At 69.4% G+C, this 13,045-nt stretch carries 11 protein-coding genes; 5 read left to right on the top strand and 6 right to left on the bottom strand.

Annotation, left to right across the window (positions count from 1 at the left end; translation table 11 throughout):
• Nucleotides 1-18 precede the first annotated feature (18 nt).
• The 5 genes from CNO20_RS06865 to CNO20_RS06845 all read right to left on the bottom strand — a co-directional run bounded on the left by CNO20_RS06865 (nucleotide 19) and on the right by CNO20_RS06845 (nucleotide 6,903).
• Nucleotides 19-630 (bottom strand): hypothetical protein, encoded by a 612-nt coding sequence (locus CNO20_RS06865; RefSeq protein WP_199174754.1) that lies wholly within the window; start codon nucleotides 628-630, stop codon nucleotides 19-21.
• A 137-nt stretch (nucleotides 631-767) separates the two neighbouring features.
• Complete coding sequence (locus CNO20_RS06860) at nucleotides 768-1,856, bottom strand: geranylgeranyl reductase family protein (RefSeq protein WP_101295390.1); 1,089 nt, start codon at nucleotides 1,854-1,856, stop codon at nucleotides 768-770.
• Nucleotides 1,857-1,969: 113 nt separating this feature from the next.
• Nucleotides 1,970-2,977 carry a WD40/YVTN/BNR-like repeat-containing protein gene (locus tag CNO20_RS06855; protein ID WP_101295389.1) on the bottom strand — a complete coding sequence of 336 codons (1,008 nt, stop codon included), beginning with the start codon at nucleotides 2,975-2,977 and terminating at the stop codon, nucleotides 1,970-1,972.
• A gap of 339 nt (nucleotides 2,978-3,316) precedes the next feature.
• Entirely contained in the window at nucleotides 3,317-6,265 is a 2,949-nt protein-coding gene (uvrA, locus tag CNO20_RS06850) for an excinuclease ABC subunit UvrA (RefSeq protein WP_101295388.1), read from the bottom strand.
• Between the two features lie 272 nt (nucleotides 6,266-6,537).
• Nucleotides 6,538-6,903, bottom strand: coding sequence for a cell division protein SepF (locus tag CNO20_RS06845; protein WP_101295387.1), 366 nt, complete (start codon nucleotides 6,901-6,903; stop codon nucleotides 6,538-6,540).
• A 113-nt stretch (nucleotides 6,904-7,016) separates the two neighbouring features.
• On the opposite strand from CNO20_RS06845, the gene CNO20_RS06840 reads away from it, so the two are divergent.
• A complete protein-coding gene (locus tag CNO20_RS06840) occupies nucleotides 7,017-7,508 on the top strand; it encodes a hypothetical protein (RefSeq protein ID WP_101295386.1) in 492 nt (163 codons plus the stop codon).
• Nucleotides 7,509-7,511: 3 nt separating this feature from the next.
• Nucleotides 7,512-8,879 carry a glycosyltransferase family 2 protein gene (locus CNO20_RS06835; RefSeq protein WP_101295385.1) on the top strand — a complete coding sequence of 456 codons (1,368 nt, stop codon included), beginning with the start codon at nucleotides 7,512-7,514 and terminating at the stop codon, nucleotides 8,877-8,879.
• Between the two features lie 68 nt (nucleotides 8,880-8,947).
• Here the strand turns inward: CNO20_RS06835 and CNO20_RS06830 are convergent, their stop codons facing one another.
• A complete protein-coding gene (locus CNO20_RS06830) occupies nucleotides 8,948-9,427 on the bottom strand; it encodes an RNA-binding protein (protein ID WP_101295384.1) in 480 nt (159 codons plus the stop codon).
• A 263-nt stretch (nucleotides 9,428-9,690) separates the two neighbouring features.
• Here CNO20_RS06830 and CNO20_RS06825 point away from each other — a divergent pair, with 263 nt between their 5' ends.
• The 3 genes from CNO20_RS06825 to CNO20_RS06815 all read left to right on the top strand — a co-directional run bounded on the left by CNO20_RS06825 (nucleotide 9,691) and on the right by CNO20_RS06815 (nucleotide 12,914).
• Nucleotides 9,691-9,987, top strand: a complete 297-nt coding sequence (locus tag CNO20_RS06825; RefSeq protein ID WP_101295383.1) for a DUF7562 family protein — start codon at nucleotides 9,691-9,693, stop codon at nucleotides 9,985-9,987.
• A 152-nt stretch (nucleotides 9,988-10,139) separates the two neighbouring features.
• Entirely contained in the window at nucleotides 10,140-11,456 is a 1,317-nt protein-coding gene (locus CNO20_RS06820; protein WP_101295382.1) for an RNB domain-containing ribonuclease, read from the top strand.
• A 270-nt stretch (nucleotides 11,457-11,726) separates the two neighbouring features.
• Nucleotides 11,727-12,914 (top strand): sugar-transfer associated ATP-grasp domain-containing protein, encoded by a 1,188-nt coding sequence (locus CNO20_RS06815; protein WP_101295381.1) that lies wholly within the window; start codon nucleotides 11,727-11,729, stop codon nucleotides 12,912-12,914.
• Nucleotides 12,915-13,045 lie beyond the last annotated feature (131 nt).

The following is a 13,045-nucleotide window of genomic DNA, read 5'->3' as shown; positions in this document are numbered from 1 at the left end:
GAAAGTCGAGGGGTCGGTTCAAATACTTCGTGGTGACGACCGCGCGGCGTCGCGCCGATCCCGGTCGCGGTGCTCGCGGAGGATCCGCTCGTAGTACGGCGTCATGACCGCGACCGCCTGCGCCCAGTGGTGCGACGTGTGCATGTCGTGGAGTTCGACGCCGAGCGCGTACCGGGCCGCTTCCGGGCCGAACCCGGACTGTCCCTCGCTCGGCTTGTCCGGGTACCGGTCGGTCCCCAGGGCGGCGCGGAGTTCGTACAGCTGCGCCTCCTGCATGGGCGTCCAGTAGTCGCCGCCCGTCTTGTGGCGCCGCCAGGCGAGAGCGCTCTTTTTCGCGTACGCCGGATCGATCCCGAGCGCGTCCGCGCGCCGGCGGAAACACCGATGCACGGCCCCCCAGTCCGCGTCCGCCAGGTCGACGGCGCGGAGGGTCCCGTCGGCGTTCCGACACTCGGACTCCGCCGCGTCTTTCGCCCAGAGCGCGTCCGCGTATGCCGTCGCCCCGTCGCGGACGTCGGCGTCCTCCAGGCGCGGGAACTGCCGGCGGTCGACCGCGTAGAACGCCTCCACCGCGTCCGAGTACCGAGCGTCGTCGTGCGCCCGAAATCCCGCACAGAGCGCTTCCGCCATGGATCTGGCCGTCGACGTGAGAGAACCGTCCCCCTGTTCGCTCGCCACCATCGCTCGTAGCGCTATCGATTCTTCGGCTACATAACATTATCGTGAAAGAGAATGAACAGGGGGGTTGCACGACCGGAGCGGCGCGCTCAGGCGATCGACGAGAGGGCGGCCCGGAGGTGCTCGCGGGAGAAGAACGACGAGGGGCGGTCCATGTGGACGCCGATCTCGCCGGAGAGCGCTCGCAGCCCGGCCCGCTGGACGGGGGCCGGAAGCGAGTACGCCCGGCGAATGAGGTGGCCGAGGCGGATCTCGTTCGCGAGCGCGTCCCGCCAGGCCCGCTCGTACTCGGCGAGCGTCCGCGGGCGATCCGGATCGATCACCCGGACGGCGAGGTCCGCCGCGGTCATCCCGTAGAGGATGCCCCCGCCGGTGAACGGTTTGGTCTGCGCCGCGGCGTCGCCGGCGAGGAAGACCCGGCGGGTGGTGACGGTCTCCGGGGGTCCGATCGGTATCGCCCCGGAGCAGAAGCGGTCGGTTTCGACGCCGTACGCCGCCGTGAGCCGGTCGAAGAGCTCGTTCACCTCGCGCCCCGGCGGCGCGGCCAGTCCGTACTCGACGCCGGCGTCCCCCCGCGGGATGCGCCACGCGAAAAAGCGCGGGACGGTCAGGTGCACGTCGACGTAGTCGCCGAAGTCCGGTTCGTCGTCGAACGCGAGGACGCCGTGGAGTTTCTCGGCGGGTTCGGGGAGGCCGACCGCCCGGCGGACCCGGGAGACGGGACCGTCGCACCCGGCGACCATTCGCGCCTCGAACGTCCGGCGCTCGCCGCCGACGCTCGCCGTCACGGTCACCCGGTCGGCGTGCTCCTCGACCGCCGTCACGGTGTGTCCCTCGCGCACGTCCGCGCCGGCCTCGCGGGCCGCCTCGGCGAGCGTCCGGTCGAGTTCGACCCGGTCGACGACGTTCGACACCTCCTCGTTCTTGTAGAATGGGTGCGCGTCGCTGTCGGGGCCCCCGACCCGGAAGTTCGCCCCGTAGACGCGGTTCTGGAGGAGGCGGTCCTTCGCGCCGTCGGGGACGAACGACCAGACGTCCGTGCTGACGTGGCCCGAGCACGCGAGCGGCGTGCCGACCTCTCCCTTCTCCAGGGCGAGCACGTCGTATCCGGCCTCGGCGGCGCGCCGCGAGAGGCGCGCGCCGGCGGGCCCGACGCCGACCACGACGAAGTCGTACATGCGCGCCTCTGCTTCCCGGCGGAGTAAATAGCTTGTCAGTCGGGCCGCGTCGCGACCGTCGCTCTGCGACGCGGTCGCGCGTCAGTCGGGGCGACGGGGTGCGAACCGGCCGGTCAGAAGACCACCCGCAGTCCGCTCGGCGTCTGCTCTTCGAACGCCGCCGGCCACTCGACGTCGAACGCCTCCCACGTCTCGCCCGCGTCCGCCGTCTCGAACAGCCCGCGGTTCGTCGCGGCGTAGAACTCGCCTCCGTCGTCGCCGCGGGCGAGGACGGCCCTGACCATCCCCTCTCCCGCCGGGAGGTCGGCGTCACAGCGCTCCCAGGGTTCGTCCCCGCGCTTCCTGTAGACGTACGATTCGGCGCTCGCCGGGTTGTGCGCCGAGCGCGCCCCCCGGGCCGCGGAGACGAGGACCGTCCGCGAATCCTCGGCGTCGACCGCGACGCTCCAGCAGTAGCGGTGGTCGAGCCCCTCCTGCGGGTGGGACCACGTCGCGCCGCCGTCGACGGTCTCGGCGTAGCCGTCGCCCGCGGCGGCCCACGCGAGACCGGGCGCTTCGGGGTGGGTCGTCAGGCTGTGGTTGTCGCGTCGAGAATCGGGCATGCGGTCCTCCCACGTCTCCCCGCGATCGAACGTCTGGACGAGCGCGCCGGCCTCGATGCTGACGTAGAGGTGCGCCGGATCCGCCGGATCCACCTCGATCCACCGGACGTGGTGCGTGTACGGGCGCGGCGGGAACGACCACGACGACGCGGAGGGCAGGTCGGTGAGTCCCTCCCGCACGGTCCACGCCTCTCCGCCGTCGGTCGAGCGATAGACGGCGCTCGGCTCCGTCCCGGCCCAGACCTCGTCGGGATCGTCGGGATTGACCGCGACGGACATCACCTTGTTCCCGACGGTTCCCTCGCCGACGCGCTCCCACGAGTCGGCTCCGTCCTCGCTGCGCCACAGGCCGGCGTCGAACGTCCCGCAGAACACGCGGTCGCCGTTTTCGCCGGCGCCGGGCGCGACGGCGAGGCAGTCGAGGTCGTGATCGTCGAGCGTTCTGTCGGCGGTGCGGTCGCCGGGGTCGCCGCGGACGACGAGCAGGGCGTCATCCAGCGCGGCGTAAACGGTGGGCATACCGCACACTTCGGGCGCGGCGGGCAAAAACGAGACGGCGGGCGCTCGAAGCAGTCGCCTGTCGGCACTGATCGACCCGCGAGCGGCTTCTGCGCTGGATGTGAAGCGGTGCGAAGGTTTATCAACCAGAAGGCGACCAACCCGTCTCGAATGTGACGCTTCGTCGCGGGTCGGTCGAGGCGGGAGTGCGGTGCGCCGCCCGCGAGTTCGGCAGGCACCGCCTGTTCGCCACTCCATCGGACCATACCGCGTCTGACGGCTGACCCGTCGGGCGCGGGTGATCGGTCTCGTCGCGCGAATCTCTATCTTTCTTTCGTCCGTCATCACGACGGACCGCGTTCAGTCGTCGCTCGCCACCTTCGCGGGTTTGCGTCGGTCCGAGCGCGGCCCTTCGATCTCCACCTCGGGCAGCAGGTCGCGGAGGTACCGACCGGTGTGGGATTCGTCGTCGCGGGCGACCTCCTCGGGCGCGCCCGTCGCGACGATCTCGCCGCCGCCCTCGCCGCCCTCGGGCCCGAGGTCGATGACGTGATCGGCGTTCTTCACGAGGTCGAGCTCGTGCTCCACGACGACGACCGTGTTGCCGTTGTCGACGAGCCGCTGGAGGACGTCGATGAGCTTCCGTTCGTCCTCCTTGTGGAGGCCGGTCGTCGGCTCGTCGAGCAGGTAGAGCGTGTCGCCGGTCTGCTTTTTCCCCAGCTCCTCCGCGAGCTTGATGCGCTGGGCCTCGCCGCCGGAGAGCGTCGTCGAGGGCTGGCCGAGCTGCATGTAGTCGAGCCCGACGTCCTTCAACAGCTCGAGCCGCCGGCGGATCTGCGAGTTCGCCTCGAAGAACTCGTAGGCCTCCTCGACGTCCATCGCGAGCACGTCGGCGATGGTCTTGCCCTTGTAGGTGACGTCGAGCGTTTCGTCGTTGTAGCGCTCGCCGCCGCACTCCTCGCAGGGGACGTACACGTCGGAGAGGAAGTTCATCTCGATCTTCACCGTCCCCTGCCCGCCGCACTCCTCGCAGCGTCCGCCCTTGACGTTGAACGAGAAGCGGCCCTTCTCGTAGCCGCGCTGCTTCGCCAGCTTCGTCTCGGCGAACAGCTCGCGGACGTAGTCGAACACGCCGGTGTAGGTCGCGGGGTTGGAGCGGGGGGTGCGCCCGATCGGGCTCTGGTCGATGAGGCGCACCGTCTCGATCTCGTCCATCCCCTCGATGGCGTCGTGCTCGCCGGGATCGACCGAGGTGTTGTCGTTCATCTCGCGGACGAGCCCCTTGTACAGGACGTCGTGCATCAGCGTCGACTTGCCGGACCCGGAAACGCCCGTGATGGCGGTGAACGTCCCGAGCGGGATTGGCACGTCCAGGTCCTTCAGGTTGTGCTGGCGCGCGCCGCGGACGACGAGTTCGCCGTCGGCCCCCCGACGCGCGTCGGGGACGGGGATCTCCTTGCGGCCGGCGAGGTAGTCGCCGGTGAGGCTCTCGTCGCAGGCGCACACCTCGTCGAAGTCGCCCTGCACGACGACCTCGCCGCCGCGCTTGCCGGGGCCGGGTCCCATGTCGATGACGTTGTCCGCCCGGCGCATCGTCTCCTCGTCGTGCTCGACGACGAGCAGCGTGTTCCCGAGGTCGCGCAGCCCCTCCAGCGTGTCGAGCAGCTTGTCGTTGTCGCGCTGGTGCAGGCCGATCGACGGCTCGTCGAGGACGTACAGCACGCCGACGAGGCCGGAGCCGACCTGGGTCGCAAGGCGGATGCGCTGGCTCTCGCCGCCCGAGAGCGTCGAGGCCTCGCGGTCGAGCGTGAGGTATTCGAGGCCGACCTCCGTCATGAATCCCAACCGAGCGCGGATCTCCTTGAGGATCTCCTCGGCGATGACCCGCTCGCGCTCCGTGAGATCGGCCTCTACTCCCTCGAAGTGGTCGAGAGCGTCGCCGATGCTCATGCGGTTGACCTCGGTGATGGCGGTGCCGTCGACGAGGACCGACCGGCTCTGCGGCTTGAGGCGCGTGCCGTCGCAGGCCGGGCACGTCGTGACCGCCATGTACTCCTCGATGTGGTCGCGGGTGCCCTCGCTGTCGGTCTCGACGTACCGGCGTTCGAGGTTCGGGATGACGCCCTCGAAGCGCTTTTCCTTCCGGCGGACGCCGTTTCGCGTCGTCCGCTTGAACACGACCTGCCGGTCGGTGCCGTGGAGGAACTGCCGCCGGACGTCCGCGTCGAGGTCCTCCCACGGCGTGTCGACGCTCACGCCGAAGTGATCCGCGACGGAGTCGATCCGAGTCCGGTAGTACGAGCGCTTGTAGCTCCACGGCTCGAAAACGTGTTTCAGGGGCTTCGAAGGATCCTGCACGACGAGGTCTTCGTCGATCTCCTTCGTGTTGCCGATGCCCTCGCACTCCGGACACGCGCCGTGCGGGCTGTTGAACGAGAAGCTCCGCGTCTCGATCTCGGAGAAGTCGATGCCGCAGTGCGTGCAGGCCAGTTCCTCGGAGAACTCGACGACGAGGCGGTCGTCGCCCTCGCCGGCGAGGTCGCCGGTCGAGCGCGCGACGGTCCCGAGGTGGACGCCCTCCGGCGGGTCGGGGAGGATCACCTTGAGCACCCCGCCGGCCTCCTCCAGCGCGGTCTCGACGCTGTCGGTGACGCGCGAGCGGGCCTCCTCCGTCACCTTCACGCGGTCGACGATCACGTCGACGGTGTGGTCGTAGTTCTCGTCCAGATCGGGGCGCTCCAGGGTGAGGTCGTACATGTCGCCGTCGACCTCGACGCGGGAGTACCCCTCAGAGACGAGTTCGTCGAACAGGTCCTCGAACGCGCCCTTCTGATCGCGCACGACGGGGGCCGCGATCATCGCCCGCGTCCCCTCGGGGAGTTCGAGCAGTCGACGCACCATCTGCTGGGCGCTCTGTTCGCCGACCTCGCGGCCGCACTCGGGGCAGTGCGGGGTGCCGACGCGGGCGTAGAGGAGCCGGAGGTAGTCGTGCAGCTCCGTGACGGTGCCGACCGTCGAACGCGGGTTGTTCGCGGCGTTCTTCTGATCTATCGAGATCGCGGGGGAGAGCCCCTCGACGGACTCGACCTGCGGCTTGTCCATCTGCCCGAGGAAGTTCCGGGCGTAGGCTGACAGCGACTCGATGTACCGCCGCTGCCCCTCGGCGTAAACCGTCTCGAACGCGAGGGAGGACTTGCCCGACCCCGACAGGCCGGTGACGACGTTGAAGGACTCCCGCGGGATCCGAACGTCGAGATCCTTCAGGTTGTGCTCCTCCGCGCCCCGGACCTCGATGTACTCCTTGCTCATGGACACCCGATCGGAAGCGTCCCCGTCCCTGCCTGTGCGGCCAGCGATACCGGATGCTCGCGACTCGTCATCTGATCCACCCTCGGGGGCGGACGCACTTAACCTGATTGTGATGGACCGAAGCACACCCGCTCCGCGCTTCGACGGCACCGAGAGCCGGGAGCGAACCGGCCGAGAACGCGAGGAGTCGGGAGAACGGAGGCAGAATCGACGACGGAACCGAACGGGATCGTCCGACCCGGGACGAGACTGTTCGATCCGGAACGTCCGCGTTATCGCGTCTTAGCGCCGAGCTTCCGCCGGGCGATGGTCACGCCGGTCGGCGCGACGATGAGCTGGTCGTCGCCCTTCTGGACGATGTCCCCGTCGACTTCGCGGGCGACCTGCCGGAGTTCGTCGATGATGTGCTCGACCGTGCGGTCCCGCGTCCGGAGGCGGGTGATGTCGGCGATGACGAAGTCGCCGTCGTACACCGCGTCCTTGATCGCGACCACGTCCTGCTGGCCGCCGATTTCGGCGATGTGGACCGTCATCCCCGCCTCGCCGCGGGCGGTGTCGAAGTCGTCCAGGTCCAATTCGACGTAGTCCTCGGTGCTGCGGGCACCACCCCCGCCGAGGATTTTGCTCATGATACCCATGAGCCCTACACTCGCCGGGGTGCCATTAGTTCTTACGTCAGACGGTTCGCGCCGCCGGACCGTCCGGTCGGCGGGCCGAAGGGATAACGGCCGTCCCGTCGAAACGAACCGACGTGCGCATACTCCGACCCACGCGCCGACGGCCGAGTGGACGGACCGCCGCGCGAACGATCGAGGAGGGCGTCGTCGGCGGGCTGCTCGCGACGCTCGTCATGACCGCCTACCGGCTTCCGATCGCCCGCTCGCTTCCGCCCACGGCGAAGTTTTGGGCGACGTACGTCGGGGGTGGAGAACCGTCGGACTACCCGGTCGTGGCGCTCTTTTTGCACCTGCTGTACGGCGTCGGCGGCGGTTGCGTCTTCGCCGCGCTGGCGCGGGCGAGCGAGCGCCCCCCGACCGAGGGAAGAGGCGTCGCCGCGGGCGCGCTGTTCGGGGCGATCCTCTCCGTTTTCGGGACCCGCGTCGTGCTCGGACGCCTGCTCGGGATGTCACTGGAGCCAGACGAGTCGCTCGTCTTCCACGTCAGCCACCTCATCTACGGGCTCACCCTGGGGACCTGGGTCGGATCGCGGCTCCGCGACGAGGGGGGAGACGGCGGCGAGTGACCCATGGACGTGCTGACGCCCGCCGAGGCGGCGCGCTCGGCGCGGGACGCCGTCGGCACCGCCGCGCTCGCCGCGCTCGTCGGCGGCGGGCTGGTCGTCCCCGCCCTCGCCGTCGGCGAGTACGCGCGCCTGCTCTCCGGGCTGATTCTCGCGGCGACGACGGGATTCGCGATCCGGATGCTCCTCTCCGCGCTGTTCGCCCTCCGAGAGCCGGACAGGCCGCCCGAGGTCGACTCCGACGCCGCGCTCCCGAGCGTCACCGTGGTCGTCACCGCGTACAACGAGGCCGACGCGCTCGCCGAAACCGTCTCGGCCTGCCTCCGGCAGTCGTATCCGCCCGAGCGGCTCGACGTCGTCGTCGGCTACGAGGCGGCGTCGACTGACGGCACGCCGGCGATCGCCGAGCGGCTCGCCGCCGAGAGCCCGCGAGTCGAGGCGGTCCGGCGGGACGCCCCGCCGGCCGGGAAGGCGGCCGCGGTGAATCGGGCGCTCCGGCGCGCTCGCGGCGAGATCGTCGCGAGCATCGACGCCGGCCAGCGGTTCGAACCCGGCGCGGTCCGCCGCGCGGCGGGGTGGTTCCTCGCCGACGGAGGGACCTGGTGCGTGAAGGGCCGCTGTTACGGCACGAACGCCGCCGCGTCGCTCGTCGCGCTCCACGCGACGGTCGAGCGACACGTCGTCGAGCGGATCGAGTTCGTCGCCCGGGACGCGAGCGGCGGGTTCGACCTCTTCACCGGCGGGCAGGCGTTCTTTCGGCGGGCCGCGCTCGACGCGCTCGGCCCGTTCGACGAGACGGTGCTCCTGGAGGACCTGGACATGGCGGCGCGCATCCACGCCCGCGGCGGGCGGATCCGCGTCGATCCGGGGATCGTCACCGCCGAGCGGAACCCCGAAACGCTCGCCGCCTGGTGGAGCCAGCGCAAGCGGTGGGCCCGCGGGGGGATGCAGGTCGCCCGGCGGTACCTCGCGCGGCTCCCCGCCGATTCCGACCTGCCGACGACGGTCCGGCTCGACGCGCTCTACACGTTCTGCACCGTCCTGACGCTCCCGGCGCTCGCGCTCGCGTCGCCGCTCGTCCCGCTGTCGGTTCTCGGCGGTGCGCCCGCGCCGCCGCCGTCCGCCCTCGCAGCGTCGACCGCGGCCGCAGCGGCGGCGCTACTGCTGCCCTACGCCGTCTTTCTCCGCGACGCGCGGGCGGGCCGCGCGCACGACCCGCGCGAGTACCTCGTACCGATCACGCTCCCGCTCTACCTGGGCCTCCAGGCGGCGGTCGTCGTCGACGCCTTCGTCGACGAGTTCGTCCGCCGCCGGCCGGCGGTGTACGTGACGAGCCGCGAGGCGTCGCCGCGCGGCTCGCCGATCGAGGAGTGATCCGAGGAGGAACGGGCGAACCGCGTCCGGAGAGAGACATCCGGCGGAATGGGGAGAGTTCGGGCGGTTCAGACGTCGAAGCCGTACAGCTCGTCGCCGACGTAGTGGACGGACTCGACGACCTTGCCGGAGTCGCCGACGAGGTCGGCGCCGTCCTCCAGGGCCCGGCCGACGGCGAGCACCTTGCCGTGCGCTTCCTCGGCGACGGCGACGAGATCGCCGGCCTCGATCCCCTCGTCGGCCTCGACGATGCCGGGTCGCATGACGTCGGCGCCGTTGCTGACGAACGACACAGCGCCGCTGTCGACGGTGACGACGCCCCGGGTCGGCGGGCGCTCGTTCGCGCCGCGGACGGTGAGGAACGGCTCGTCGTCGACGTAGAAGACGAGCGGGTCGCCGTCGACGAGCACGAGGTCGAACGGCGAGTCCTTCAGCTCGACGAACTCGTACGTGTCGGCGTCGAGCTCGACGCCGAGCTGCGAGGCGAGCACGTCTTCGAGCTCCCTGATCTCGTCGCTTCGGAGGTGGTGACGTGACTTGACCTGCATGGCTCAGCGTGCGGCCGCCCGAGGGTTAAACTATCCGTTACCGCGGCGCGCTCCCGACGGCCGGCGACCAGTCGCGCCGAGCCGGCCGTCGGTCGGCGGGCATCGGTCGGCCGGTCGAACAGTCCCCGGTTAGGAGGGCATTTATCGACAAATTGTGGTTCGAGAGAACGTCGCGGATACGGTCATAATCGCCCGACTGAACGTCGTCGACCGAACCCGAAGCCGTGACAAACGCTAAGTGACCGCGCGACGAGATTCCATCCATGTGGCGCCCCCGGACCAACCGGGACCGGAAGACGGTCGTCTGCATCGCCTGCGGCACGTCCGTCCTCCGCTCGGAGGCGCGCGAGTACGACAAGGAGGGCAACCGCTGGGACCGCTACGGAAAGGAGTTCGAGCACCTCTGTAAGGCGTGCTATCGTGACCTCTGTCATCAGCCCCGGGACGGCCTCGAATCCATGCTGCTGGAGATCGAACAGGACGGGACGAGCCAGGAAGAGTTCCTCGCGCGGTATCTCGGGGCGGTAGAGGAGCGCTACGACTCGGCCGAGGAACGGTGACGCACCTCCGCCGCTAACGGGAGCTTCCCGTTTCGAGAGCGCGCGTACTCGGTCCGGATCGGACTCCTCGATGGAAATCGGACTCGTCGATCGGACGAACCGGACGACGGTACCCCGACACGACTAACTACCTCTCCCCCCTTATCGGAACTATGTCGAACGACGCGCAGGCCCAGGCCGGAACGGCCGAGGGCCAAGGTCCCGTGGAGATCACCCCGGAGGTGGCCAGGCACCTGGAGAACAAGCGCGAGGAGCTGTTCGAGGAGTTCGAACTCCGCGACGAGTTCCCGGCGGCGGTTCTCCGGGAGGCGAAAGATCGGACCGAGGGCGTCCAGGAGGAGATCCAGGACGAAGCGGAGGGTCGAACGGACCTCCGCGACCTGACGACGTGGACGACGGACCCCGTGGACGCACAGGACTTCGACGACGCCATCAGCATCGAGGAGGGCGACGACGCCTACACTCTGTGGGTGCACATCGCGGACGTGAGCCACTACGTCCACCCGGACTCTGCGATGTGGGAGGAGGCCGTAAAGCGGTGTAACACGGTCTACCTGCCGGCCTACACGGTGCACATGCTCCCGCCGGTGCTGGCGGAGACGGTCTGTTCTCTGGTGCCCGAGGAGGACCGCCTGGCGCACACCGTCGAGATGCGGGTCGACAGGGAGACGCTCTCATTCGACTCTATCGACATCTACAAGTCCGTCGTCCGAAGCGACGAGCGCCTGACGTACACCCAGTGCGAAAACCGGCTCGACGAGCCGGACGCGCCGCTGCACGAGGAGGTGTCGCTCGTGTTCGAACTCGCAGATCGGATGCACGAACAGCGCAAGGAGGACGGCTCGCTCGTGCTCAACCCCCGCCGGGACCGCGCGCACACCATCGTCGAAGAGTGCATGCTCAAGGCCAACAAGGCCGTCACCCACGAGCTCATGTGGAACCGCGGCGTCGAGGCGATGTACCGGGTCCACCCGCAGCCGACGCCCGACCAGTGGGACAAGGCGCTCCGGGAGATCATGGAGCTGGACGGCGTCAAGATCCCGAGCGGCACGCTCGACGACCCCCGAAAGGCGGTCAACGCGGCGCTGGAAGAGGCCCCGCCGCGCGCGCTCAGGAAGATCCAGCGCGCCGTGCTTCGGGTGATGCCCCGCGCGAAGTACATGAACGATCCCTTCGGCGGCCACCACGCGCTCAACTTCGACATCTACGGGCACTTCACCAGCCCGATCCGACGCCTGTCGGACCTCGTCAACCACTGGATCGTCCACGAGAACGACGTGCCGGAGGATCTCCTCGAACTCTGCGACCGCGCCTCCGACAAGCAGAAGGACGCCGAGACGGCCGAACGGCTCTACAAGCAGTTCATGGAGGAGATCGGCCTGGACCCCCACGCCGTGAACAGCCGCGGACTGGTGGTCGTCGAGGACGAAGCGGACGCGAGCGGGGGCGAAGACGGGGCGACGACCTAGCTCGACTCGCCCCCCGAAACGGCCGCCGACCGCCCACACGCCTCGTCGTCGGGAAACCGCGGGAACAACGCGAAACCGACGCGCGGCGCGAAATCGCACGCCGCGGGGGTATCTGGGTCGCGGTGGGACGACGAAGCCACGCGACGACCCGCCGCTACGACGTGACCGTCTTTCGGAGGGTCGCTCGACGGGGCAGAATTTTCACCGAGTGAGACTGGCGTACAGAACTAACCGTGCGTTCGATGGAACCGTAACTCACGGGGACGTCAGATGAACGCGAACCAGACCGTAGAGAGGGCGTACAGGGCGGCGACGCGACGCGCACTCCCGTCGCTGCGGCGGCGGTTGAGAGAGGTGAGGAACGTCGTCGAGGTGGAAGCCGCGACGATATCGAACTATCCGATGCCGCTTCGCCGGCGGCTCTGGCTCTGGCGGCACGGCTTTCAGAGCCGGAACGGCGCGCTCTACGACCTCGACGCGCACGATCCGAGCCAGTATCTCACCGACCGGCAGATAGAGCGGACGCCGCTGATCAACGGACGGTGGCGGACGGTGTTCGAGAACAAGCTCGTGTTCCACTGGATGATGCGGGCGTTCCCGGCGAACCGTCCGGCGGTCCACTGCGCGCTCCGGGAAGGGCACGCCGTCCCGATCGGTCCGCCCGCGGCGTCGGAGCGAGAAGGCGTCCCGGCGACCGACGAGTCGTCCGGTACGACGCACGCCGAGAGAGGTGCGGAGGCGAGGGGCGATCCGATCGACGCCGCAGCGTGGTTCGCACGGGAGGTGTCGGCGGGCGATCGGTTCGTGTTGAAGCCCATCTTCGGCGGTTTCGGCGACGACGTCCACATCTGTTCGAAGACCGACGACGGGTACGTCGTCGGCGGGGACCCGAAGACGCCCCGCGAGTTCGCCGAATTCGTCTCGGACCTCGACGGCTATCTCGTCTCCGAGTTCGCTCGGCAGGCCGACTACGTCGACGCGATCTTCCCGGACGCGGCGAACACGCTCCGCGTGATCACGATGTGGGACGTCGACGCGGACGAGCCGTTCGTTCCCATCGCCGCCCACCGGATCGGCACGTCGCACTCCGCGCCGCTCGACAACTGGTCGCAGGGGGGAATGATGGCCGAAGTCGACGTCGAGACCGGCGAACTCGGTCCAGCGGCGCCGAAGCCGTCCGACGGGATGGAGTGGTACGCGAGGCACCCGGAGACCGGCGCGCAGATCGAGGGGGTTCGGATTCCCGGGTGGGAGGAGATCCGCGAGCGCACGCTGGAGATCACGGCGTCGCTTCCGCAGGCGCCGTACGCCGGCTGGGACGCGATCGTCACCGGCGAGGGCGAGTTCGTGATCATCGAGGGGAACAACAAGCCGGGCCTCCAGGCGATGCAAGCGTACTGGCCGCTGCTGACCGACCGGCGCGTCCGGCGCTTCTTCGAGCACCACGACGTCCTTTGAGCGTCCGCGGCGACTCGGACGGGGACGCCGCTTGCGGCGCGCTCTCGGATCAGCGGGGAACGGAGAGTGTTGAGACGGAGAGCGTTCTCATCGCGTGAAATTCGTTTCGCTACGTGAGAATGATGGTCGAA

Source organism: Halegenticoccus soli (genome assembly GCF_002844195.1).
GTDB lineage: Archaea > Halobacteriota > Halobacteria > Halobacteriales > Haloferacaceae > Halegenticoccus > Halegenticoccus soli.
The sequence above is the reverse complement of the archived record's forward strand: the minus strand, read 5'-3'. Positions and strand labels throughout refer to the sequence as shown.